At 41.5% G+C, this 24363-nt stretch carries 26 protein-coding genes; 19 read left to right on the top strand and 7 right to left on the bottom strand.

Annotation, left to right across the window (positions count from 1 at the left end):
- Positions 1–9: 9 nt before the first annotated feature.
- Positions 10–906: an HAD-IIB family hydrolase gene (locus CH352_RS12880; protein WP_100707393.1), complete on the top strand. Its 897-nt coding sequence runs from the start codon at positions 10–12 to the stop codon at positions 904–906.
- On the opposite strand, the gene CH352_RS12875 is transcribed toward CH352_RS12880, so the two are convergent.
- Positions 883–1173: a hypothetical protein gene (locus CH352_RS12875; protein ID WP_243396368.1), complete on the bottom strand. Its 291-nt coding sequence runs from the start codon at positions 1171–1173 to the stop codon at positions 883–885. The genes CH352_RS12880 and CH352_RS12875 overlap by 24 nt on opposite strands.
- A 33-nt stretch (positions 1174–1206) precedes the next feature.
- Here CH352_RS12875 and CH352_RS12870 point away from each other — a divergent pair, with 33 nt between their 5' ends.
- The 10 genes from CH352_RS12870 to hemG all read left to right on the top strand — a co-directional run bounded on the left by CH352_RS12870 (position 1207) and on the right by hemG (position 12352).
- Positions 1207–2094: a glutamyl-tRNA reductase gene (locus tag CH352_RS12870; RefSeq protein ID WP_100707395.1), complete on the top strand. Its 888-nt coding sequence runs from the start codon at positions 1207–1209 to the stop codon at positions 2092–2094.
- On the top strand, positions 2079–3641 hold the full coding sequence (locus CH352_RS12865) for a hydroxymethylbilane synthase (RefSeq protein ID WP_100707396.1): 1563 nt from the start codon (positions 2079–2081) through the stop codon (positions 3639–3641). Before CH352_RS12870 ends, CH352_RS12865 begins: the two co-directional genes overlap by 16 nt.
- A complete protein-coding gene (hemB, locus tag CH352_RS12860) occupies positions 3638–4603 on the top strand; it encodes a porphobilinogen synthase (protein WP_100707397.1) in 966 nt (321 codons plus the stop codon). Before CH352_RS12865 ends, hemB begins: the two co-directional genes overlap by 4 nt.
- Positions 4603–5898 (top strand): glutamate-1-semialdehyde 2,1-aminomutase, encoded by a 1296-nt coding sequence (hemL, locus tag CH352_RS12855; protein ID WP_100707398.1) that lies wholly within the window; start codon positions 4603–4605, stop codon positions 5896–5898. The genes hemB and hemL overlap by 1 nt, the downstream gene beginning before the upstream one ends.
- A complete protein-coding gene (locus CH352_RS12850; protein WP_100707399.1) occupies positions 5895–6824 on the top strand; it encodes a sensor histidine kinase in 930 nt (309 codons plus the stop codon). The genes hemL and CH352_RS12850 overlap by 4 nt, the downstream gene beginning before the upstream one ends.
- Positions 6821–7513, top strand: coding sequence for a response regulator transcription factor (locus CH352_RS12845; protein WP_100707400.1), 693 nt, complete (start codon positions 6821–6823; stop codon positions 7511–7513). Before CH352_RS12850 ends, CH352_RS12845 begins: the two co-directional genes overlap by 4 nt.
- Positions 7506–8528 (top strand): uroporphyrinogen decarboxylase family protein, encoded by a 1023-nt coding sequence (locus CH352_RS12840; RefSeq protein ID WP_100707401.1) that lies wholly within the window; start codon positions 7506–7508, stop codon positions 8526–8528. Before CH352_RS12845 ends, CH352_RS12840 begins: the two co-directional genes overlap by 8 nt.
- Complete coding sequence (hemN, locus tag CH352_RS12835; protein WP_100707402.1) at positions 8525–9874, top strand: oxygen-independent coproporphyrinogen III oxidase; 1350 nt, start codon at positions 8525–8527, stop codon at positions 9872–9874. The genes CH352_RS12840 and hemN overlap by 4 nt, the downstream gene beginning before the upstream one ends.
- A gap of 126 nt (positions 9875–10000) precedes the next feature.
- Positions 10001–10966 carry an LA_0442/LA_0875 N-terminal domain-containing protein gene (locus CH352_RS12830; protein ID WP_100707403.1) on the top strand — a complete coding sequence of 322 codons (966 nt, stop codon included), beginning with the start codon at positions 10001–10003 and terminating at the stop codon, positions 10964–10966.
- A gap of 81 nt (positions 10967–11047) precedes the next feature.
- Positions 11048–12352: a protoporphyrinogen oxidase gene (gene hemG, locus CH352_RS12825; RefSeq protein ID WP_100707404.1), complete on the top strand. Its 1305-nt coding sequence runs from the start codon at positions 11048–11050 to the stop codon at positions 12350–12352.
- On the opposite strand, the gene CH352_RS12820 is transcribed toward hemG, so the two are convergent.
- The 5 genes from CH352_RS12820 to CH352_RS12800 form a co-directional block, all read right to left on the bottom strand.
- Positions 12353–12769 carry an SRPBCC family protein gene (locus CH352_RS12820; protein WP_100707405.1) on the bottom strand — a complete coding sequence of 139 codons (417 nt, stop codon included), beginning with the start codon at positions 12767–12769 and terminating at the stop codon, positions 12353–12355.
- Between the two features lie 4 nt (positions 12770–12773).
- Positions 12774–14006 carry an RNA polymerase sigma factor gene (locus tag CH352_RS12815; RefSeq protein WP_100707406.1) on the bottom strand — a complete coding sequence of 411 codons (1233 nt, stop codon included), beginning with the start codon at positions 14004–14006 and terminating at the stop codon, positions 12774–12776.
- A gap of 27 nt (positions 14007–14033) precedes the next feature.
- Entirely contained in the window at positions 14034–14390 is a 357-nt protein-coding gene (locus CH352_RS12810) for a YciI family protein (protein ID WP_100707407.1), read from the bottom strand.
- 91 nt (positions 14391–14481) lie between these two features.
- Positions 14482–15588 carry a ferrochelatase gene (gene hemH / locus CH352_RS12805; protein WP_100707408.1) on the bottom strand — a complete coding sequence of 369 codons (1107 nt, stop codon included), beginning with the start codon at positions 15586–15588 and terminating at the stop codon, positions 14482–14484.
- Positions 15585–16679 (bottom strand): putative porin, encoded by a 1095-nt coding sequence (locus CH352_RS12800; RefSeq protein ID WP_100707409.1) that lies wholly within the window; start codon positions 16677–16679, stop codon positions 15585–15587. The genes hemH and CH352_RS12800 overlap by 4 nt, the downstream gene beginning before the upstream one ends.
- A gap of 187 nt (positions 16680–16866) precedes the next feature.
- Between CH352_RS12800 and CH352_RS12795 the strand changes: the two genes are divergently transcribed.
- The 4 genes from CH352_RS12795 to CH352_RS12780 all read left to right on the top strand — a co-directional run bounded on the left by CH352_RS12795 (position 16867) and on the right by CH352_RS12780 (position 19774).
- On the top strand, positions 16867–17793 hold the full coding sequence (locus tag CH352_RS12795) for a ParA family protein (protein ID WP_100707410.1): 927 nt from the start codon (positions 16867–16869) through the stop codon (positions 17791–17793).
- The gene (locus CH352_RS12790) at positions 17777–18478 is read left to right on the top strand and encodes a ParB/RepB/Spo0J family partition protein (RefSeq protein ID WP_100707411.1); all 702 of its coding nucleotides are present in this window, start codon (positions 17777–17779) and stop codon (positions 18476–18478) included. Before CH352_RS12795 ends, CH352_RS12790 begins: the two co-directional genes overlap by 17 nt.
- 107 nt (positions 18479–18585) lie before the next feature.
- Complete coding sequence (locus CH352_RS12785) at positions 18586–19191, top strand: NADPH-dependent FMN reductase (RefSeq protein ID WP_100707412.1); 606 nt, start codon at positions 18586–18588, stop codon at positions 19189–19191.
- A gap of 184 nt (positions 19192–19375) precedes the next feature.
- Positions 19376–19774, top strand: coding sequence for a cyclic nucleotide-binding domain-containing protein (locus tag CH352_RS12780; protein WP_008589074.1), 399 nt, complete (start codon positions 19376–19378; stop codon positions 19772–19774).
- On the opposite strand, the gene CH352_RS12775 is transcribed toward CH352_RS12780, so the two are convergent.
- Positions 19775–20797 (bottom strand): GGDEF domain-containing protein, encoded by a 1023-nt coding sequence (locus CH352_RS12775; protein WP_100707413.1) that lies wholly within the window; start codon positions 20795–20797, stop codon positions 19775–19777. It lies immediately after the preceding gene.
- Between the two features lie 130 nt (positions 20798–20927).
- Here CH352_RS12775 and CH352_RS12770 point away from each other — a divergent pair, with 130 nt between their 5' ends.
- From CH352_RS12770 to CH352_RS12755, 4 genes are read left to right on the top strand one after another with little or no spacing between them, the layout of a single operon-like run.
- Positions 20928–21692 (top strand): SDR family NAD(P)-dependent oxidoreductase, encoded by a 765-nt coding sequence (locus CH352_RS12770; RefSeq protein WP_100707414.1) that lies wholly within the window; start codon positions 20928–20930, stop codon positions 21690–21692.
- Between the two features lie 12 nt (positions 21693–21704).
- Positions 21705–22220, top strand: a complete 516-nt coding sequence (locus tag CH352_RS12765) for a low molecular weight protein-tyrosine-phosphatase (protein WP_100707415.1) — start codon at positions 21705–21707, stop codon at positions 22218–22220.
- Positions 22213–23499, top strand: coding sequence for an NAD(P)/FAD-dependent oxidoreductase (locus tag CH352_RS12760; protein WP_100707416.1), 1287 nt, complete (start codon positions 22213–22215; stop codon positions 23497–23499). The genes CH352_RS12765 and CH352_RS12760 overlap by 8 nt, the downstream gene beginning before the upstream one ends.
- 50 nt (positions 23500–23549) lie before the next feature.
- On the top strand, positions 23550–24362 hold the full coding sequence (locus tag CH352_RS12755; RefSeq protein ID WP_100707417.1) for an SDR family oxidoreductase: 813 nt from the start codon (positions 23550–23552) through the stop codon (positions 24360–24362).
- Position 24363 lies beyond the last annotated feature (1 nt).

Raw genomic sequence — 24363 nt, 5'->3', positions numbered from 1 at the left:
TTTCCTTGAATGGATATCATTTCTCATTCGCACAAATTTCCAAAATTGGACGGGCTTCTCCCCTTTCATACGATTGCAATGGATCTGGACGGAACACTTTTGGATTCTAGGGCTTCTATTTCCAGTTTGAATCATTATGTTTTGCAGACCGCATTGGATCAGGGGGTTGGGCTAATCATCGCTACAGGAAGAAGGTTCTCTTCTGCACTTCCATACGCTCAGGAATTTCGGGGGAATGTGACTGTGGTGGCCAATAATGGGCAGGTGCTCCGAAGTTCTCCAAGTGGAGAAAGAATTTCAGAAACATATATTTCTGAAAACGCAACATACGCAGTTTTATCTTTAGGAAAGAAGAAGGGCCACTCTCCCCTTCTCCATGTAGATCGATTCGAGGAAGGGATCGATATCTTAATCGAGTCTCCGATCACGGATGAAAAGTATCATAATTATTCAGGTGGAGATATCGCGAGAACCAAGTTGGTTGGAGACCTTTTAGAACATTCTTCGGATCGTGCGCTTGTGGTATGTTATCTTTCTCTAATAAAAGAAGAATTGATCGAATTAGAAAAGGAACTTCTATCCTTGCCTGAGTCTTTCGAATATAGGACCGTAATCACCAAAATCCCCGGAGTATCTTACTGCTTGGAAGTTTTGGAGAAGGGAGTTTCCAAGTGGACAGCAATCCAGTCTTATCTAAAAATTTCAGGCTTAGGCGAGGCTGGAGTGATTTCTTTCGGCGACGAGCTGAATGATAGAGAAATGCTTTATTCTTCCGGATACGGATTTGCGATGAAGAATGCGGTGCCTATTTTGAAAGAAGGTGCTTCTTATATTACTAAATATTCAAATAATGAAGATGGGATCGCGATGACTCTTTTGGAATTATCCGTGCTTTCGTTTAGATAAGGACTTTTGATTTTTATCAATTACTTCGCAAGAGGAGCAAGCAGCTTCGTAACAACCGAAACTTGTCTCCTTGGTTTGGGTTTTGCTAAATAAACTTTTAATAGAAGAAACGAGCGGAAAGCTCAAATAAACCGCTGCAGCGCCAACAACTAGATAAACTATTTTATCTTGGAGGCCTATGTCCCAAACCATAAAGTCATTTTGAAATTCGTTCTCAACACATGCAAGAGGAATATTTTTCGGATCTCTCTGACAGTATTTTGACAAATAGGGCCCTGAATTAGGTATGATCTAAGATAGATGTGGTCCACATTACAAGTTTTTCACTCTGAATCTTCCGACAGGGATTTGTTGTCTCTTCCAGATGCATTTTCTTGGAAGACTTGTATGCGCACTGTTCTTATTTCAGATTCCAGGATCCATCCGCATCCGGAAAATCTTCCTTCTCATTGGGAAAGTAAATCCGGTTACGAAGCATATAGACTTCTTCTCGAAATTATCTCAGGCTTAAAATCTAAATTATTCGGAGAAACAGAAGTTCTCTCTCAATTCAAACAAAGATTTCAAGAAGTGCCTGATCTCGCTTTCGGAGATTATTTGGCAAAGCTCAGAGACAATTTAATTGAAGATTGTAGGACTCTTCGCTCCGGTTATTTGCAAAATTTGGGAGAGCAATCTTATGGTGGTTTGGCGGATAAATATTTATCCGAAGCTTCCAATCCTCCTAAGGAGATTGTACTCTTTGGGACCGGACAACTTGCTGAAAAGATCCTGCCTTGGCTTTCTCATTCTAATAGAAAAACTAAGATCGTTGGACGTAATCCAAATCGTTTGGAATTTTTATCTTCCGTTTCCGGTTCTTCTTCTCATTTAATGGAAGATTGGTCTCCTAATGGAGAAGCTTGGGTGATCGCCGCTCCTATGGACTGCTCAGTTTGGATGGATAAGCTGGCTCCAGGCAATCTCGTCTTAGATTTTAGAGAAGAGCCTTTGGAAGAAGCATGGCCTTCAGATATCGTATATATTTCCTTTGCCCAGATGCTTTCTTCCTTGAAAGAAACGGAAGAAAGGACCAGAAAAGTGAAGGAAGAATTAAAATCCGTTTTAGACGAGCTTTTGGAAGAAAGAGAACTGGAAGCTCATCAATTTGTATTCGGTTGGGATGACCTACCTTGTCCGACGTTTTAAGAATCGGTTCCCGAAAAAGTTCCCTCGCTAAATTACAGACCTGCCTCGTACAAGATCAATTGCGTAAATTGTATCCTGAGTTGGAGCTCCAACTTTTTTTCAAAGAAGCAAGCGGGGATCAAGATCTAACCACTCCACTCTGGAAAATGGGAAGCAGAGGTGTATTCACCCAAGACTTAACCAAAGAGCTTGTCCAAGGAAATGTGGATGTAGTCGTTCACTCCTTTAAGGATTTAGATCTGGAAGGTCATGATGGCACTGAAATTCTAATGGTACTTCCTCGCGCAGACCAAAGAGATGTTCTGCTATTTAAAAGATCTTCTTACGAAAATCCTCCTAAAGAAATTAAGATCCATTCTTCAAGTCCAAGAAGAGAATATAATCTTTCTGCATTTCTTCCGAGTGCACTCCCCTCTCGTTTACAAAATTTGCCGATCAGTTTTCATCCTGTAAGAGGGAATGTTCAGACTAGACTCCGTAAATGGAAATCCGATCCTGAGGTTTCGGGACTCGTAGTAGCAAAGGCTGCGATAGATCGTCTTCTTGCTGAAAATTTTTCTTTTTCTTCCACGGAAGAATATTCGGAAGTCAGAAAAGAAATTAGATCTGCCATTGCGAATGAACTGTTTATGGTTCTGCCTTTATCAAAAAATCCGAATGCACCCGCGCAAGGTGCACTTGCTGCTGAGATCCGAAAAGGTGACGAGAAGACTAAAAAACTTTTACTTCCACTTTCGAATCGGAAAGAAGAGGCGGCAGTTCTTGAAGAAAGGAAAATTCTCTCTTACTTTGGCGGGGGTTGCCACCAGAAGATCGGGGTCTCCGTAATTTTGGGAGGACCTGCCGATTTTCTATTCGTTCGAGGTAAGACTGATTCAGGTTCCGAGTTAGACGCGTTTGATCGATGGAATGGAGAAGAATTACCGATCCCTTCTTCTTTAGATCTTGTATTTCCGAAACCGAGACAGGGTTTTAGAATGAAACGTTCTCCTGTTCAAGCGTCGGTTCCTAAAGAAAAGTTTTGGTTTGTTTCTCGCGCGGATTCTTTGCCTAAGGATTGGGAGTTGCCGGGACCAGAAACGATTTTTATCGTGGCTGGTGCAAAAACCTGGGAGAAGTTAGCTTCCAGGGATGTTTGGGTAAACGGCTCCACAGACGGTTTGGGAGAAGAAGACGCGAAAGATATCGTTAGTTTTTATGAATCCAATCCTGACTTTATTAAGCTCACTCATGAAGAGAGCGATATCATTGAGGGAGTTTGGAAAAGGTTCGTAACTTATAAAGTGGACTTTGATTCTGAACAGCCTGATCTTTCCACGTACTCTCATTTTTTCTGGATGAGCGCTTCTCAATTCGATAGAGCTTATAAAAAGAATCCTGAAATAGGCTCTCGTATTCATTCTTGCGGAACCGGCGCTACGTATAAATATATTAGAAAAACATTAGGTTCGAATGCGAAAATTTTCGCATTCCCGAACTTTGAATCTTGGGAGAGAGCCTGCAAGGGTGAAGCCCCGGATTTTCTTACAAAAAGAGGTGCTGTATGAGTTCCGAGAGTTTGTTGGGTCTGAGAAGAAATCGCCTCAATGCCCCGCTCAGAAATTTGGTTTCTTCGGAGAGTTTGAACCCAAGAAAACTGGTCCAGCCGATATTCGTAACCGAAAGTCTGAAATCTCCGGAAAAAATGTCCTCTTTACCTGGAGTATTCCGTGATAGCCAAGAGTCCATTCTGTCTCAAGTAGAATCGGATCTGAAGAATGGCGTGGAACATTTCCTTCTATTCTTGGTTCCTGAGAAAAAGTCGGATGATTCTATCCCGAAATCATTTTATAAAAACGTAATTGGTAATATAAAATCCAAATTCCCTGAGGCTTTTCTCTGGGTGGATACTTGTCTTTGTTCTTTGACCACTCATGGTCATTGCGGTCTTTTGGATCCTAAAGGCAGAATAGATAATATTAGTTCTGTCAAAAGACTTTCCGAACTGGCTCTCTGCTATGCTGAGTCAGGTGCGGATGGCATTTCTCCTTCCGATATGATGGATGGAAGAATTAGAAGTCACAGAAATATTCTGGACTCAAATGGTTTCCAGCATGTTCCAATCATGAGTTATTCTACAAAATTCAAGAGCCATTTTTACGGACCGTTCAGAGAAGCTGCAGAGTCTGCTCCTGGTCATGGAGATCGTTCTTCTTACCAAATAGATGTAAGAAACAGAGAGGATTCTATTCTTTCTTCTATCAGAGACACGGAAGAAGGCGCAGATCTTTTGATGGTTAAGCCAGGCATGACTTCTATTGATCTGATCTTGCCGATCAAAGAGCAAACTGGACTGCCTGTCGGTGCTTATCAAGTCAGTGGAGAATATGCATCTATTGCAATGCTCGCAGAAAATGGATTTTGTAAATTTGAAGATGCTCTTAAAGAAACATGGCAAGTGTTTTCCAGAGCAGGTGCGTCTTATCTGATCACTTACGCCGCAAGAAGAGGAAAGGAGATTTTAGGCTGATGTTTCCAAGTTCTAAGGAACTTTTTGAAAGAGCAAAAAAAGTTGCACCGGGCGGAGTACATTCTCCCGTTAGATCCTTTCGTTCCGTGGGGGGAGATCCTGTATTCTTCCAAACCGGAAAAGGTGCTAAACTTACGGATGTTTCCGGAAAAGAATACATAGATTATTGTTTAAGCTTCGGTCCTTTGATCTTAGGTCATAGAGACGAAGATGTCCAAAAGATCGTATCCGAAACTGTGGACCTTGCTTGGAGTTTCGGCGCTGCAGAACCTTATTCATTAGAACTCGCAGAATGGATCGTGTCCAAGATCCCTTGGGTAGAGAAAATCAGATTCGTGAATAGCGGAACCGAAGCGGTAATGAGCGCTTTACGTGTGGCTCGTGCTGCAACAGGTCGTGATAAAATCCTAAAATTCGACGGATGTTACCATGGCCATTTGGATGCTTTACTTGTAAAAGCAGGTTCCGGGCTTGCCGGAGAATCTTCTTCCGATAGTGCTGGAATTGGTTCAGAACTCATCAAAAATACTTTGGTCCTTCCTTTGGACGACGAAAAAGCAGTAGAGGAACTTTTTGCAAAAGAAGGCAAGAATATCGCAGCATTAGTGATAGAACCTCTGCCTGCAAATTACGGTTTATTAGTACAAAGAAAAGAATTCTTATCTAAGATCGTAGAGATTGCCAGAAAACACGGGAGTCTTGTGCTATTTGACGAAGTGATCAGCGGGTTTCGAGTAGGTCTCACCGGAATGAGCGGAGAATTAGGAATTGCGCCTGATCTTGTGACTTACGGAAAGATCATAGGCGGAGGATTCCCTGTCGGAGCTTACGCTGGGAAAGCTGAGCTGTTAGACCTGGTTGCACCACAAGGGCCTGTGTATCAAGCTGGAACGTTAAGCGCTAGCCCTTTTGGAATGAGAGCCGGCCTGGCTACATTGAAAAAATGCGAAAAAGATAATGTATGGGATATTTTGGAAAATCGCACCAAGTCTTTCGTTTCCGGAATGGTCTCTATCTTAAGGGAGAGAGATCCTGAGGGAGACTGGGATTCCAGTGTACATTCTTCTTTATTTTGGTTCCATAAAAAATCACCCTCCCCTATCCGCACTGTGGATAAGATCCCTGTCGGCCATAAAGAAGGTTTTGCAAAAGTATTTCATGCACTTCTTTCGGAAGGGATCTATCTTGCACCTTCCGGTTATGAAGTCGGTTTTTTGAGCTATGCTCATTCCGACAAAATACTTTCTGAAACATTGGAGAAGGCGGATTCCGCATTAAAGAAATTGAAAGTATGAAGGTCTTCGATTCCAAAAAGATTGTTTTGCCGGTAATCTGGGTTATGACTACGGTTTCGCTCGGGGTATGGTGGCTTTTTTTGGGATTAAGACAGAATAAAATGACGACTGAACTTGCCGCCCGTTTGGGATCTCAGGTCGATATTGATTTTTTAGAAAAATTAGAAAGACAAAGTTCTATGATCAAAATGGAAGGCGCCTTCTTTCTCTTTTTATTAGTGATTGGCGGCGCAACTTTAGTCTGGTTAACATTCCGGGAAGAAAAAAGAAACAAACTCATTCACGATTTTTTCTCCACAGTCACTCATGAAATGAAAACTCCTTTAGCAAGTCTCAGGTTGCAAGCGGAGAGTTTATTGGAAGAAGGTGTGGAAGCAGGCAAAGACAAACTTCTTCACAGATTATTAAAGGACTCTGACCGGATCGAATCTCAAATGAACAAGGCATTGTATCTTGCAAGCTTGATGAGATCTGAAGGATTATATTTGGAAGAGTTGGACCTCCGACACTGGGAGGAAAGTCTAAGAGAAGAGTGGTCCGAGTTGGATATCCAGACTGAATGGAAAGAAACCAAAGTGTTAGCGGACAGGAGAGCCTTAGAGAGTATTTTTAGAAATCTTTTGGAAAACTCCGTGCAACATGGAGGGGCCACGAAAGTAAAAATACTTTCAGAACCAATTTCCGGAGATAGGATCAAATTTAAATTCGAAGATAATGGAAAAGGTTTCTCCGGTAATTTTAAATTATTAGGAAGATTATTCCTAAGGCATACGAGCACCAGTGGCACCGGAGTTGGGTTGTATATCGCCGAAAAGTTAGCCGGAAGAATGGGAGGAAATTTCTCCGTTCGAAATTCCGAGTCGGGAGGATTTTTGGCAGAGTTGATTTTGCCTTCTTATTCTTTTCAAAGGAGAAGCGGCGTATGAAAGCGAAATTATTACTAGTAGAAGACGATCGTTCTTTAGGGGAAACTTTAAAGGAACGTTTGGAAAAAGAAGGATACGAAATGGTTTGGACGGTCTCCGCCCAGTCTGCAAAAGTTTTGGCCGCAGATTCCAAGCCGGATCTAATCCTTTTAGATGTTCGTTTGCCTGACGGAGATGGATTTGAATTAGCGGAAGAATTAAAATCCAGAAAAGATTGCCCTCCATTTTTATTCTTAACTGCGCATTCAGGAGCGCCTGAACGTTTGAGAGGTTTCGAACTAGGCGCGGAAGAATTTATACCTAAACCATTCCATCTAAAGGAATTGTTGATCAGGGTAAAACACGTATTAGAATCTCATAAACATTCCATAAAACAGGCTAAATATTCTTACGAAGGGTATCTTCTGGATTTTTACGGATATTGTATCCTTACACCTTCCAAAGAAGAGATCCATCTTTCTAAGAGAGACTGTGCTCTCTTGAACTTTTTAGTGGAAGAAAGAGGAAGAACAGTTAGCAGAGATGAGATTTTAGATCGCCTTTGGGGAGAGGAAAAATTCCCTACAAATAGAACTATAGATAATTCCATTGTTAGATTACGCCAAGCCTTCGGAGACAGGGGTGAGGATGCGATCCGCTCTGTGAGAGGGGTCGGCTACCAATGGATCGGAGACTTAAAGAATGTCTAATACTAGATTCCAAGCCGCACTTAAGTTGGAGCCCCAGGTCACTCCTCCAATTTGGATGATGCGCCAAGCGGGCCGTTATCATTCGCATTACCAAAATTTAAGAAAAAAACATTCTTTCGAAGAGCTGTGCAAGGTCCCGGAACTTGCTGCGGAAGTTGCTTTTGGTCCCGTGGATGATTTCGATTTTGATACTGCAATTTTATTCTCCGACATTCTTTTCCCTTTAGAAGCATTCGGAATGGGATTACGTTTCGGGGAAGAAGGTCCGAAACTTGGTTGGCATCTCTCCACATTAGAAGATCTAAAAAAGTTTTACCCTTTGGAACAAGCGGTTGAATTTATGGGGTTTCAAAAGGATGCGGTAATCCGCACCAGAAAAAGGATCTCTAAGGATAAATCTTTGATCGGATTTATCGGAGGTCCTTGGACCTTATTCTGTTATGCTACCCAAGGGAAACATGATGGAAATCTAATACTTCCTAAAATTTCGGCGAAGTTGAGAGAAGGTTTTTATGAAAAGATCCTTGCTTTATTAAAAGAAAACATACGCTTACAATTAGAGGGTGGCGCAGAGATTGTAATGATCTTTGATACCGCAGCAGGAGATGCTTCTCCTGCGTTCTTCCAGGAGGCGATTTTGCCAAGCATTAAGGTTTTGGTGGAGGCATTCCCCGGTAAGATAGGTTATTATGCAAAAAATTTGGCGCCAGGTTCCTTGCAGTCTCTTAGAGAAATTTCCGGACTGACTGGATTTGGAATGGATCATAGAACTGATATCGTCGATTTTTTGGGGAACGGTTCTCATTTTGTGCAGGGAAATTTTGACCAAGCACTTCTGTTTATGGAATCTGAGGAATTTAAGAAATATTTAAATCGTTGGATCAGACCGTTTTTGGATCTGGTCCCTGAAAAAAGAGCAGGATGGGTCTGTGGTTTGGGTCACGGAGTCCTGCCAAAAACACCGGAAGCGAATATTAGAACTTTCGTAAGCACGATACGTGAGGCCTTCGTATGAGTTCCAAATCTGATTTAATTCGAAAATACGATGTCCCGGCACCTAGATATACTAGTTATCCTACTGTGCCTTATTGGGAAGACAATCCGACTAGAGAAGAATGGATAGATGCGCTTCATAGAAGGTTGCTTCCGGATGATTCTTCCGTTGCATTATATCTTCATATTCCATTCTGCGAAACTCTTTGTTCGTTTTGTGGATGTAATACTTCTATTACAAAAAACCATTCTGTAGAAGACCCGTATGTGGAAACAGTTCTGCAAGAATTCAGAAAATATCAGGAAGAACTTCCTGAATTGACGAAGCGCGAGCTTAGAGAATTACATTTGGGCGGAGGATCTCCTACTTACCTTTCCGAATCCAATATGGAAAGTTTGTTAAAACCTATTTTAGATTCTTGGAAAGTATCCGATTCTCCTGAGTTTTCGCTAGAAGTAGATCCAAGAAGAACCAGGCTTTCCCAATTAGAAGTATTGGCAAAATACGGATTTACCAGGATCAGCTTGGGTGTCCAGGACTTCGATCCGGAAGTGCAAAGACTAGTAAATCGAATTCAACCTTATGAGCTAACTGCTGGGATCACGGAGGGTGCTCGAAAGTTAGGATATCATTCCGTAAATTTCGACCTGATCTATGGACTTCCTAAACAAACCAAAGAGAGTATGAAAGAAACGATCCGAAAAACATTAGAGCTTAGGCCGGATCGTATCGCATTCTATAGTTATGCTCATGTCCCTTGGATCAAGGCTGCGCAAAGATTGTTCACTGAAGATGATCTTCCGAAGGGAGAAGAAAAGAGAGAGCTCTATGAGCTCGGAAGAGAACTCTTTTTGGATGCGGGATATAAAGAAATTGGAATGGACCATTTTGCTTTAGAGTCCGATTCACTTTACACCGCTTATCAAAATGGGAATCTCCATCGAAATTTTATGGGCTATACCACCAAGTCCACCGATCTACTTTTAGGATTGGGCGTGTCTGCAATTTCGGATAGTTGGGATTGTTTCTATCAGAACGAAAAGATCCTGAAAAAATATCAAAGAAGAATTTCGGAAAATGGACAGGCGATACTCAGGGGACATAAATTAAATTCTGAAGATTTGCTTCAAAGAGAACTCATTCTAAAACTTTCCACTTTGGGAAAAGTGGAAGTTCCGGATCCGATTTTTGAAGAAGTTCGCCTCTATTTGGCTACTATGGAAGACGATAATTTAATAGAGTGGAAAGGAAAAACCCTTGTTTTAACCGACCTGGGAAAACCTTTCTTAAGGAATGCATGTACAGGTTTGGATATGCGTTTGAGAAGAAAAAGTCCTGAAACCAAGGTATTTTCTCAGTCTATTTGACTCTCTTTCTGAAATATTCGGGTCCAATAGATGTTTCTTCTCTTAGAAAGGACTCATTTGGAAATTAATTTCTTTTCGTCCAATACTTTGGGGACTTTAGTGGTGTAACACTTTTTCGTTTTTGAAATGTTATCTTTGCATTTAAAAAAATTTATTCCGATCTTATTGATCGTTTTTGCTCCTGTTGGGATCTTTCCAGTCACTGTTTTGTTGAGAGAAGGTGGAAAAGTCAAAGGAGATATCATCACTCAAAATCAACATTCTGTTCTTCTCCAAACAGAATCAGGAAAACGTAAAGTAGATAAAGATCTCATCCTTAAAATCCTTTTCCAAGATGTGAACGACGACGAAGAGGAGAAGATCCGTAAAGAGGAAGAAGACAAACTCGCAGCGGACAAAAAAGAGCAAGAAGATAAAGAAGTAGCTCAAAGACATCTGGAAGAAGAGAAACAAAAAGAAGAAGATCTAAAAAAACAGGCAGCAGCGGACGAAGAAGCACGCCGCCAAGAAGAACTTCGTAAACAAGAAGCAAAACGTCCTTTAAACGCGCTCATGAGATCGGCAGCCGTGCCTGGCTGGGGACAATATTATACGGACAGAAAGTTCCAATCTCTTCTCTACCCTACCCTATTTGCCGCGGCTGCATTTGTTGCTTATGACAAATTCAGAGTATATAGAACTTCGGTAAGAGAATATGGAGATCTGGGAAACCCGTATACAAGGGAGAGCCTTACACTTGCTGCGCTTGGCCAAGCCCAAGCGGCCGCTACTCCGTCCTTATCTCCTATCGATGCTTATTTTGCGAATCAATCCAGTCAGGTTCAGATAAAAAGAGAAGAAGCGGATAAAAACTTCAGAGAATACCAAGGCGCCTTATATGTGTTAGGCGGGATCTATCTCTTGAACCTGATCGATTCTTATGTTTTTGCAAATTCTGTCAAATCGGTAGTCCAGTTTTCTGACGGCCAAAGCAGAGGGATGGTAATTTCCGCAATGCCATCTAGCGTTGGAGCGGGAAGTGGATCTTCCGGCACTGGAACCTTCTCCGGAATGGAAACCAAATACACTATGGGTTACAGATTCGAATTCTGAACTTGATAAAAACTTTTCTACCTTTTGAAAGAAAATCTAGGATTTAATTGCCAATAGTTTCCATCCGATTACTTTGTATCCGTGGCGAAATGGGTTCCGGATCATATAGTAATTGGCGCAGGCTTTACGGGCCTTCTGCATGCATTCCTTTCTTTAGAGAAGGGTGAGTCCGTATTAGTACTGGAAAAAAGGGAAAGTTCTGGCGGATTGATCCGTTCCGTGCGAACGGAATACGGGATCGTAGAAAGGGCGGCAAATGGGATCATCAATTGCTGGGAGTTGGAAAACCTCGCCTCCCGTTTAGGGTTGGATATTTTATTCTCCAATCCTACATCTAAAAAACGTTATATATTTTCCGACGGAAAGATGAGAAGAATGCCCCTTTCTGTCTTCGAAATAATCTCTCTGGCATTTTCCGTGCTGACTGTGCCCGCACAACCTCTCCCTGGCGAATCCATTTATCAATGGGGCAAAAGAGTGTTGGGAGAAAAAACTCTCAGCAAGATTGTGGAGCCTGCGTTAGGCGGAATATATGCGGGCGATCTGGACGCGATGTCTGCGGAACTTGTACTCGGAAAATTTCTTCCGGAACAGGCTCCTCTTTGGAAAAACATTTTGCATCTTAGAAATTCCAAAAAAGGAAAACCAAAACTCCTTCCGGGAAGAAGAGGAACTGTAAGTTTTAGAGGCGGTATCGGGACCTTGCTCGGAGCTTTAGAGGCAAGAGTTTCTTCTCAAGGAAAGATCAAATACAATCAGGATATTTCTAGTTTAAAAGAATTAAGAGCGACTTATCCTAAATCCAAGATTACGATCGCGACAAATCTCGGAACCGCTTTGAAACTCCTGAAATCGGAATATAAAGAATTTAAATCCTACCAAGGAATGCTGGATACTTTGCCTATCGTAAGTGTGACCCGCTTCGGAAAGGATTCCATCTTAAATGGAAAAAAAGGATTTGGAGTGCTATTCCCTAAAGATCATAAAAGTTTTTCTTCCGAATTGGGGATCAGATCTAGAGGGATTTTATTTAACGATTTTATATTCTCCGGTAGGACCTCCGACGGGATCCATTCAGAAACTTTTATTATGGGTGGGGCCGGAGACAGAGAAATTTCTTCCAAAACGGAAGAAGAGATTATTTCCATAGTGGAAGAGGATCGTAAAAAATTATTCTCTGAAAGTGGAGTCCCTTTGAATCATTATGTAACTGTTTGGAAAGATGCACTTCCGGTGTATGGACCCCAACTTCATGCTTTTAATCGAGACTTGGATCGAGTCCTGCCGCCTGAGATCCGAGTAGAAGGGAATTTTAGGAGCGGGATCGGTTTAAAGTCCATTTTAGAGCGGGCCTTCTCTTTATATAATCCGGATTTTTCGCTTTGATTATCCTATAAATTTATTCATTAAGATTCCTTTAAGTTCTTCCAGATCTTTTTTGACCCAGTTGGAATCCTCTTCGAATTTTTCGGGAGTCATTCCTTCTGTTTGGAATAATGTGAAGATTAACTCACTCCCCTCTCCATTCTCTATGATCCTGAGCGGATTATAAGAAATATTTTCAGGATTAAAGATCACATAATGATCCAAGATGCCGTATTGGTTTTTATCAGTAAATTTAGCGGTTAGTTTGCCCATTGGAGAGTCGATGGACCATTCTCCGTTTCCTAAGGGAGAAATGGACTTACATAAACCGGAGGCCCATTCGGGAAAATTTTTAGGATCGGAAAGATATTCATAAGCTGTCTTTTGGGTAACAGGAATGGTAACGCTGATATGTTTTGTATTCTTTGTCTTAAACATTTGTTTATTTTGAAAATTGATCGATCTTTTTCTGGATACTGATCTTTGCCTGAGAAGTTTTTGCGAGCGAAAGAGCTTTGCGAAAATATCCTTCTGACTTGGATCTATCTATATCTATATATAATTCTCCTAAAAGAGCAAAATAAAAATGGTTTTCTTTCAGGTCTAATTTTTCCGCTTCGAGGATCGCTTCTTTCTTTCCATTTGCTTTAGAAAGAGCGTATGTTCGATTCAAAGCTGCAATTGGAGAATATTGTAGCTGAAGTAGACGATTGTATAACTGCAAAATATTTTCCCATTTTTCTTTTGTATCTTCCTTCTGTGTATGCCAATATGCGATACCTGCTTCCAAGTGATATTTTGTGAGTTTGGTGCCGCTTGCTGCTTTGTTAAGAAAGATTTCTCCCTTTCTGATCAGATCATAATTCCAAAGATTTGTGTCCTGGTCTTGGTATAAGATTTGTTCTCCATTCTCATCTTGTCTTGCTTCAAATCTAGAAGTATGAAAACACATCAATGCGAGAAGGGCATAGACTTGAGGTTTATTCGTGATCTGATTTTCTACAAGCATGCTGCAGAGACGGATAGCCTCTATGCAGAGATCTTTGCGTAAAGGTTTGTTCTGACTGATAGAATAATAACCCTCATTAAAGAGCAGATAGATAGTAGAGAGCACCGAATCCAATCGATCTTCTATCTCTTCTGGCGCCGGAAGTTCGATTGCGATCTTTTCTTCCCTCAGTCTTTCTTTAGCCCTGAATAGTCTCTTATTGATCGTTTCTTTGTTGGTTAAGAATGCATCGGCGATCTCTTCTATCCCGAATCCACATAAGATCCTAAGGGAAAGTCCCACTTGTGCCTCAGAAGAAACAGAAGGATGGCATATTGCGAATATCATCCTAAGCTGACTATCGTATATATTTTCCGGGGAAAGATCAATTTCGGGTTCAATGCTCTCAGTTTGAGTTTTGGTAAGTTCGGGAAGGATCTTTGTTTGAAAGATCGAATTTCTTTGTAGGTAATTTTTGGCTTTATTCTTTGCCACCGCATACAACCAGGCAGTAGGGTGTTCCGGATTTCCTTTGATCCCCCAGGTTTCAGTCGCAGTTAAGAATGTTTCACTTGCGATCTCTTCCGCGATTTCTATATTTTCGAAACCTATATGTTTGCAAAGAACGGAAACGATCTTTGTGTATTCATTTCTGAATAGATGAGGTAATATCTCCGAACTTTGCATAAAATTGAAACAGGGATAGTGTTTCGGCTAACGTGTATTGTCTACGCCTACGATCTTTCTCACTTCCACGCTATTACCCGGTCCATTTAAAATGGGGCATCCTTTGGCGATATCGGCGGCTTCTTCAAAGTTTTTAGCCTTAATCGTAATAAAGCCTGCTATGGATTCCTTTGTTTCTGCGAATGGCCCGTCAGTGACGATCTGACCTGATTTGATGACCTTACCTTCCGTGGATAGTCCAGTTCCGCCAACGAATTTATTTTGGGCGGCAATTCCTCCTACCCAATCCTGATACATTTTCATATACACTTGCATTTGTTCCGGAGAAGGCTGAGCGTCTTTTGTGATCAGGTCCAGTCTCATTAATATCAAGTATTCGTCCATATTTCTCTCCTATAGAAGTCGATTTCTATCTATAGATCAATTGAGTTTTGGAAAATTGGACAGGAACTTGGAGAAAATTTAGATCTTGTCCTTATAGATAACATTCACAAGCGATCTTCTCTTTTTTAGGATCCCACCCGCCTGAAACCTTGCAGATACAACTTAAAGACCTGTCTTTCTGAGCAGAATATTTTGCCTCGAATACGAATTTTGCCAGTGCCTCCAAGAATGCCGGATATGTTCCTGGTGCGGGGATTCTATGATATTCGGAAATTCCGTTTTGGAATGCATGGTCTCTAATCTGCACTCCGATCTCTTCTAATGTTTCTAAGTGATCGCTGATAAAACTGATCGGATAAACTGCGATCCTTTTAGTTCCTTTTTGTCCTAACTCTTGGATCTTGTCTAGAGTATTAGGAGTTGTCCATTTACTTGGCCCTACCCTACTCTGGTAGGATAAATGTATTTGCCCTAGGTAGCCTTTTTCTCTCAAGAGGGAAGTGAGCGCATTTACATTCTCTTCAATTTCTTTTGTGTAAACGTCACCCTTTTTGATCAGGCGAAGAGGGATCCCATGTGCACTGAATACTATATCCAAGTTTTGCCAATCAGATATCTGTTCTTGTTTGATATGCAAAAAATCTTTCTCAGTGAGTTTGCCTTGGAAAAAATCCAGGATCAGGTCTCGGATAGATTCCAAATATTCTTTTCTGTCGGAGAATGGTCTTACCCAATGTGGGTTGGAAGCTGGGCAATATCCTAACTTTTTTTCCATGAGCATTGCTGTGGATAGAACTGTGGATCTTGAAAAATGAGGAAATAGTGGAAGAAGTATCACTTCTTCTTTTGGATCAGTCCATTCGGAAGGAAGTTCTCTGATGTCCGGATATCCGCAGCACATTGCAGTCTTAACTTCCCATTTTTCTCCGGATTCTTCTAAAAGTTTTTTCAAACCTTCCGCTTGTTTTTCAGTTTCGGAGACAAGAGGGGAGCCTCCTCCGAATCCCATGGAGGCGTATGTTTCTTCTACTTTTTTAGCTCTGGTCTCTGCAATTTTTCTAGCGAGTCTGATCCTGAGAAATTCGGGGAGCGGGAGATCGAATACCAAAGGATCTTCGAATAGGTCTTTTAGGAATTTCGGAATTTCTTCGGCATTTCTGGGGCCGCCTAGGTTGATCAGTAAAAGTTTATTTTTCATAAAAAATGGCTCACTTGGAATTCGACTGAATATTGTTTAGTACTCAGATAGTTTCTATAATTTCCCGAATAATTGGAAATGACGTCGTCTCTACTTAGTCCGCCTTGGGTCTGAAAGCTTCCTTCTCCGTACAATCTATGCTCTGTTAATTTTGCGAAAAATAACCAAGAGGGTAGAATATATCCTGCCCCTAAATTCGTTTCCAAACCAAAGCCTGAAGAATCTCCGATGAAATTCAGATTTCTTTGATAATGATAATCCCGGAAATGTGAATACCAAACATTTCCGGAAAGGCTTGCTTCTAGCATCCAGGTCCCATTGGAATATCTATAACCAAATCCGAATGGAACTTCCCAAGTGGAGATTGAATAACTGAGCCCAATTCCGATCGGGCCATAAGTGACTGGTGCAGTTGCGATCCATTGCATCACGTCGTATAGATAATATTTATAAAATGTATAATAAGCTCCGCCGGTAAGATAAAAACCGGAGCCTGGTTTTCTGGGATCAGGATTTGCTCCACCGAAATATTTTCTGGCAAGGAAGCCGACACGATCGTCTTTCATTTTCAATTTCCCTCTTCCGTCCGCAAAGTTTTGGGTGCCTGTGAATGTATAAGGTGTATCGTTAAAACTTGCGTTTGCGAAATCGATCTTTGTCCCCTTCTCCCTGCTTACACTTCCCAGGAAGAAGTCCTCGTCCCTACCCTCTCCGGTCCTTTGGTTTTTGAAAGTGGTTCTGTATTCCAGATTGATCTCCCAGGTTTCCCACCAATGCTTTAAACCAATTCCACCGTATTCAAATTCTCTATTATAAGTGATCCTGGATCCAGCCTTCAGCCCGGAGAGATTCGGGAACTTTGTGCCCGATTCGAAAATATGTTGGCCTCCATTTTCTCCAAATAGGCCCGTAATGGAACTTCTGGTCATTAGCTCTGATAGAATTGACTGAAATTTGGTTTGGGGTGCCGCAGTTCCAGGGAGGTTTATTTCCGGTCTTATCTCTTTTGGAGATTCGGGTTCTTGAGCGAGTAGGTTGGCCGTGGCAAATAGGCAGAATAGTAAGATTATAATTCGAATCTGAATTTTCATTTCATCCTAGAATAGGGGTGAAATGATTTCATCCCCCTGTGAATTCCTTTTCCGAGAAGAGACCTTAGCATTTTCCCCTCCCCTATCGTTTCAATTCGGTTTTTTCGCTCTTAAGCTAATATGAGACATAGGTTTTCTTGACAAATCAGATCGTTCGGTTGATCTATTATCAGGGTCAAGGTCTGAAGTGAAAGCCAAAGTTTTAAGTGTGGAAGAAGTTCTCTCCGAATACGTTTTAAGTTCGGAAGATGAGTTTCTGGAGAAGGCAGAAAAATGGTCCTTGCCCAAAGATAATAAGGGCAAGTACAAGACGGAAGTTTTGGATAAGTACTTCTCCAAAAAGACAAAGCATTCCTACGAGTCCGTGATCATTGCGGTTTCCAATCAAAAAGGTGGAGAAGGTAAAACTACAGTTTCCATCTGTCTCGCGGAAGCATTGGCAAAGGCGGGCAAAAAAGTTTTATTACTGGATTGGGATGCTCAGGCAAATATCACACAGTTGTATGTTGGGCAGGCAGACAAATCGGTTTTTCATAGTCTGGGTTATAAGGAAGAATCCAAAGTAGATATTTCCGAAATTATTGTGAACCTGGCTCCTGGTTTGGATCTGGTTCCTTCTTCCATTCATTTGGCGAATTTTACTACTCCGTACGAGAGGGACGATTTTGATCTTTTGAAAGAAGCTCTATTGCCGATCCGTTCTTCTTATGAATATATTATTATAGATTGTCCTCCTTCTCTTGGTTTGATCTTAGAGAATGCTTTGATCGCGGCGGATCTTGTGTTAGTCCCGATCCAGACTCGTGCTTTTAGTGTTCAAGGTCTGAAAGATCTTCATGGTACAATTGAGAAGATCCGAAAAAAAGCAAATCCCGGGCTTGGACTTTTGGGCGCAGTGTTAAACCAGTATGAGGACTCAAGGGCGCTTTCGGGTCTTGCTGAAACTGTTAGGAAGTATTTCCCGGTATTCGATTCTGTTGTGTATAGAAGAGAGGCGATCCCTCAGTCCCAAGCAAAACGTAAACTTTTATCCGAATATGATCCTAAAGCGATGCAGATGTTTTCTACTTTGGCGGAAGAAGTGATGAGGAGAGCAAATGGCAAAAAGATCTGATTTTGCGGGGTTGGATTTATTAACAGCTTTCGGCGGGGACGAGTCCCTTAAAAAAGAAATCCTTCTTTCTGATATTATTACTAATCCGGAGCAGCCTAGGGTCTTCGGAAAAGAAGATGTGAGCGATCTTGTGGAGTCTATGAAACGTTTAGGACTCATAGAGCCGATCGTTGTCCGCAAATTAGGTAAAAAGTTTCAGATCGTAGCGGGAGAAAGAAGATTTCAGGCCGCGAAATTGATCGGTTGGAAATCCATTCCGGTAGTGGAGACTGAAGCTTCCGAGGACAGATGTTACGAGATCGCCTTGGCAGAGAACGAAAAACGCAAAAGTTTGAATCCTTGGGAAGTTGGTCGCGCCATTCAGTTCTTGAGAAAAGAAAGGAAAAAAACGGCAGAAGAAGTCGGTAAGATCTTAGGTTATACCGAAAGATATGTGAAACAGTTGAGTTCTATTGCAAGGTTGGATCAAAAATCAGTTTCGGAATTGCTCAAAAGTGGAAGTGATCTTTCTGTTAAAAATCTTGAAACCCTCCTGAAAAAGAAAGAAGGAAGGGGGGGTGAAACGATTTCACCCCGCAAACCGGGAGAAAGGGTCACCCTAGACCTGAAACCTCTGACTGTTAAGAATAGAGAATCTTTCCTGAGAGAACTTTCTAACCTAAAGAAAAAGTACGGATTGCGCTAAGACATTTTTTTTCTCGTTGGAGAAAAGTCGAGGCTCTTGATCCTGTTCTCATGAGACAGTTCGAGCAGACTTTTTATAATCGCTCGGGTTTCTAATAAAGGAATAGAATGAAAATCGGAATCATAGTCGGCTCCCAACAAAAAGTATCTCAATCCTCTAAAGTAGGCGAATTCTTAAATTCTAAATTAAAAGAAATGTCCGTAGAAACTTGGACCTTGGACTTAGGAAAAAATCCTCTTCCCATCTATGATTCTACTCAGACAAGCGACGATAAGCTCTGGACGGATCTTTGGAAACCTATCGATGAAAATTTAAAAAGTTCGGAAGGTTTTGTTGTTATCACTCCCGAGTATGGCGGCATGGCAAGTCCTGCCATTAAAAATTTCTTCCTTCATGCGGGATTGGTCCAGCTGGGCCATAAGCCAGGACTTCTCGTTTCTGTTTCTTCTGGTAGAGGCGGCGCTTTTCCGATCAATGAAATGAGAGCAAGTAGTTATAAAAATACCAAGATTTGTTATATTCCGGAACAGTTGATCTTTAGAGATGTGGAACATCTAATTAATGGAGTAGAGCCTGTTTCTCCCGAAGATAGTTTTATCAGAGAAAGAAGCACATTTGCTCTGAAGATCTTATTGGCTTATGCGGAGGCTTTATCGGAAATTCGCGAGTCTGGCGTGGTCCAGGATCCCAGATTTAAGAACGGAATGTCTTAATGTGACATAATTACGGCCGATTAACTGCACTGCCTTGCTCGTAAAATTGAGCAGGGGAGGGGAGTTCCTTCACTTCAGGAATTGGCTCAAAGATTGTCTTTTCTGACCCGATGATATATCCTGAGGGCCTAAGGAATTGGGCTTTAAGTGGAAAACGAAATGTTTCCAAGTCAGATAGGAATTCATGAATAAAATTAATATCCAGGCCGGCCAAATCATTTTCAGAGAAGGAGAGTTGAATAACTCGATGTATATCATCACCTCTGGAACTGTTGAAATATTTTTTACTCATAAAAACTCAGCCACTCGTTTAGCTTTGATGAAGAAGGGAGATTTTTTCGGTGAGATGGCTTTGTTTAGAGCAAAGCCTAGAACTGCAACTGCGAGAGCGGTAATGGATACTGAAATGGTCGCTGTGGAATCCAAACAACAATTGGAAAGATACCTTCTTGCGAACCCAGAGTTTGCGGCAAAAATGGTGAGGATTTTAGCGGACCGCTTGGCGAATACGAACGAACTTTTGATCTCTAAGTTGAACGAAATTACTACGAAAGAGATAGAATATCAGATAGACGATAAATGATCAGGTATACGTAATGCGGTCTTTGCCGGCCGCTTTTGCTTCGTATAACTTTGCGTCTGTGAACGAATATAGCCTATTGCTTTCGTCTGCATCTCCTGGATATTCTGCAACTCCTCCGGATACTGTGACTTCTATCCCGAAATCGTTTTTGGAGGAATTTCTTAAATAAGTCCTGAATCTTTCGATAGCCACTCTTGCGTTTTCTTTAGTGGTTTCCGGAAGAATGACCGCAAATTCTTCTCCCCCGACCCTACAGCTGATGTCCTCCGTTCTAAACGCATACATCAGAGTTCCAGCCACCAGTTTTAGGATATCATCCCCGAAAGAATGTCCTTTTGTATCGTTGATCTTCTTAAAATTGTCCAGGTCGAATAGGAATAAGCAGAAACTTCTTTTATATCTTTTACTTCTGGTAATCTCTTTGTTTAGGACCAGGTTGAAATATCTTCTATTATAGATCCCTGTCCCTTCGTCTATGACTGCGTTTAGGATGATCTCTTCAAAAGAATAGATGTCTACGATCTTCGGGTTTTCTATCAGTCTATTCTTTAGGTAAATATAATCTAAAAGTGCGACTACGAAGTTCATACTTCTGCCCAATTGTTTGCTCAAGTTCTCTGCGTGTGCGTAGATCTCTTTCCAAAGGGATCTGGCTTCCGATTCAGGTAGATCTAAGTTTGCGATAATTCTGAAGAAGTCCGAATAGAAATAATCGTCCTTCTTTCCCATCTCTTCGAATTTACTCGCGAGGCTAGGGAGAGGTGCTTCTTTATCGTTTACGATCTCTAAGATTGCAGTTTTTCGTTCGGAATCGATTTGCCCCAGGCCCTTAAACCTGTCTCTCATTTCTATGAGTTCGTTTCTGGCTAGATTTGCTGTGGTTTCGTGGGCGGTAAGGGTCTGTTCGGCTGTGAGTAATTCTACTTCTCCAAGCTTAGACACTCTTTCGTAGAGCTCCAATAATTCCTTGAGCTTTTGGATTTCCTCATCTTTTTCTTTTAGTTCGTCTTGTAGATTTCGCATTTTGGTTCGGTAGCGGGTTTGAGTCCTTGGTAGGAACTCCTAACTTTCGGGTTTGTTATCGGATACTGGTAAAATAATTCTTTTCCACCTTATGGGTAAACCAATTTAATGAATTACTTGGCGGTTTCATATGTCCAAAGGTCCTAATAAGAAAAAAATTATTATCACTGGAGCTAGCTCCGGTATAGGCAGAGAACTTGCTCTTTTATACGGAAAGGAAGGTCATGATCTGGCGATCACTTCTAGAAGAAAAAATGTTTTAGAGGATATCGCAAAAGAGATCCGCTCCTTTAATAAAGGAGGCAAGGTGATCTTGGCGTCCTTAGATGTTTCAGAATCAGCGGATAATTTTAAAGTGCTTCCTAAACTTGCTAAAGAACTTGGTGGAGTGGACCTATTCATTGCGAACGCCGGAATTTCTACCAACTCTTCTTTCGGCCAAAAAAGTTTCGAAGCGGATAAGAAGGTAATCGATACAAATTTAATCGGGCTTATGGCAGGCATCTCCGCTTTACAACCGATCTTTAGAGATCAGAAAAAAGGACAGATCGTAGGGATTTCTTCGGTTGCTTCGTTTAGAGGTCTTCCCGGCTCAGCAAGTTATTCTACTTCTAAGGCCGCAGTTTCTACTTATTTGGAAGCGTTAAGGGGAGAAGTTAGACAATTCGGTGTGAAGGTTACTGTCATTCATCCGGGCTTCATTGATACTCCAATCAATCAAAAGTTGAAGTCCCGTCCTTTTCTTGTTTCCGCAGAAAAAGGCGCTAAAAAAATTTACAATAGGATAGAATCAGGAGTTCGATCAGCTACTGTGCCTTGGTTCCCTTGGGCGATGATCGGGGTTTTGATGAGATCGCTTCCTGAATTCATATGGGAGAAGATCGGGCCTAAATAAAGGTTTTTGGATATGGTAGGAACTCCAGACTCTTCGAATATCTACAGAGTTCTCTTCGTATGCTTGGGAAATATCTGCAGATCTCCTGCTGCAGAAGGCGCATTCGTGGATCTATTGGAAAAGAGAGGACTTTCTTCCCTCTTCGAAGTGGATTCCTGCGGTACATCTCGGTATCATATCGGAGAATTAGCCGATCCCAGGACCAGACAGACAGCCCGCAAAAAGGGAATAGAGCTCACTCATAAGGCGAGACAATTTAAAAGATCCGATTTTGAATATTATGATTTTATTCTGGCGATGGACAGATCCAATAATAAGGATTTGGGGGCACTCGCTTCGAATGAAGAAGAAAGAAAAAAAATTCATTTGTTCAGAAAGTTCCAAAAGGGCCAAGGAAAAGATTCCGAGGTTCCTGATCCATATTATGGAACTTTAAAGGACTTCGAAGAAGTCCACCAAATCGTTTTCGAAGCTTCGGAAGGATTTCTGGAATATGTCTTGAGTAAAAATGGAGTAAAGAATGCCTAAGGGTGAAAAAAAGAAAGTAGTAGTAATCGGAGTAGGTTTCGGGGGATTGCAGGCGATCAAAAAAATGTCCAAAGAAGAAGACTTGGAAATCGTCGCTATCGATAAAAAAAATCACCATTTGTTCCAACCTTTATTATACCAAGTAGCCACCGCGGTTTTGAGCCCGGCAGATATTGCAATCCCTACTAGATCTCTTATCGGTGATAAAGAGAATGTGACGGTCTATTTAGGAGAAGTGGAGAAGGTCGACATCCAGGCTAAAAAGGTCATCTTCCAGGGTCATTCAGAAGATTATGATTATCTAATATTGGCGGCAGGGGCTAAATCGGGATATTTTGGGAACGATCATTGGAAAAAATATTCTATCGGATTAAAATCTCTGAAGGACGCGCTTGCTATCCGAACTAAAATTTTAACTTCTTTCGAACAGGCAGAGCTTGCAGGAGATCCTGAACTCGCCAAAAAACATTTGAATTATGTAATCATCGGCGGAGGTCCTACAGGTGTGGAATTAGCGGGTTCCATCGCAGAACTTTCTCATGAGATAGTGAGAAACGAATTCCATACGATCGATCCTGCTTTAGCAAAGATCACTTTGATTGAAGCTTCTCCAAGACTTCTTGCTGCATTTGCACCAAAGTTAAGTGAGTTTGCAAAGATCCGTTTGGAGAAGAGGGGAGTAGAAGTCCTGACCGGAACCAAGGTTCTTGAAATAGACCAGAATGGAGTGAAGATTGAAGGTAGAACAATTCCTTCTTCTACCGTGATTTGGGCCGCAGGAGTTCAGGCAAATGCGATCGGAGCGACTTTAGGAGTTCCTACGGATAGAATGGGAAGAGTGATGGTGGATGAGTTCTGCAATGTGGAAGGACATCCTGAGGTTTTTGTAATAGGCGATATCGCGAATTATTCCAAAGGTATGGAAAAACCTTTGCCTGGTGTTTCTCCAGTTGCGATGCAACAGGGAAGATATGTTGCTTCTCTCATTCGAGGAGATCTGAAATCTAAAAAAAGAAAACCTTTCCGTTATCTGGATAAGGGAAGTATGGCGACTATCGGAAGACAAGACGCAGTTGCACAGGTAGGTAATCTTAGATTGAGAGGATTTTTCGGCTGGGTAGTTTGGCTTTTTATCCACATATTCTATCAGGTTGGATTTAAGAATAAGATCTCCATCTTCATCACTTGGGTTTGGTCTTATATTACATTTCGTGCAGAGGCAAGATTGATCCAGGATGAGATTGAATCCAACTCCGCCGGAACTTCTGCGCAGAATTAAAGCCGAAAATAATCCTTGAATAGGTCGTACATAATAAAAGAATAAGCCTGATGCAAACTGATCTCTGGAAAGGCAAGACAATCGTAATTACCGGAGGCTCTTCCGGTATTGGAGAGGCTTTGCTGGAAAGTTTGTCTAAGATTCCTTGCAAGATTATCAATCTTTCCAGAACGGAACCTGAGTTGGTTCGCAAAATTTCTAAGAAGAAGGAAAAGCGGTCTGCGCAAATTTTCCATATTCAGGCAGACCTTTCTTCGGAAAAAGAGATCAACAAAGCGGTCGCTAAGTTGGCAAAACTCACGGATGGCATTGACGTTCTTTTTAATAACGCAGGTATAACCGCTCATTCTAGATTTGACCAAACTCAGATAGAAGCATTCCGTAAAACGTTTGACGTGAACTTTTTCGGTCCTGTATTTCTAACAATAAGGCTTCTTCCTTTTCTAAAAAAGAATAAAGGAGCAGTCATGGTCACTTCAACTGTCAGCGGACTATATGGGGTCCCTGCTAGAAGCGCTTATTCTTCTTCCAAATCCGCGTTACACGCCGTTATGGAAGCCGCACGTATCGAACTTTCGGAAGAAGGTCTTCGATTTATAATATTCTGTCCTCCTTATACCAAAACGAAACTAAGAGCAAACGGTATAGACGGGGATGGCCAGATATTGGGAGAATCCCATTATTCAGGTAAAAGTAAAACTCCGGAAGAAGTTGCCGAGAAAATGATCCGTTCTATCGAAGATCCGAAATCAAGACTTGTGGTAATGGACAAAAGCGGATTTTTCATGAAATGGATGAGGAATATTTCTCCTTCGTTTTTAGAAAAAGTATTATATAAAAAACTTTATAAGGACTTTCATTAAA

Source organism: Leptospira hartskeerlii, assembly GCF_002811475.1.
In the GTDB taxonomy this organism is placed as follows: Bacteria; Spirochaetota; Leptospiria; order Leptospirales; family Leptospiraceae; genus Leptospira_B; species Leptospira_B hartskeerlii.
The sequence above is the reverse complement of the archived record's forward strand: the minus strand, read 5'-3'. Positions and strand labels throughout refer to the sequence as shown.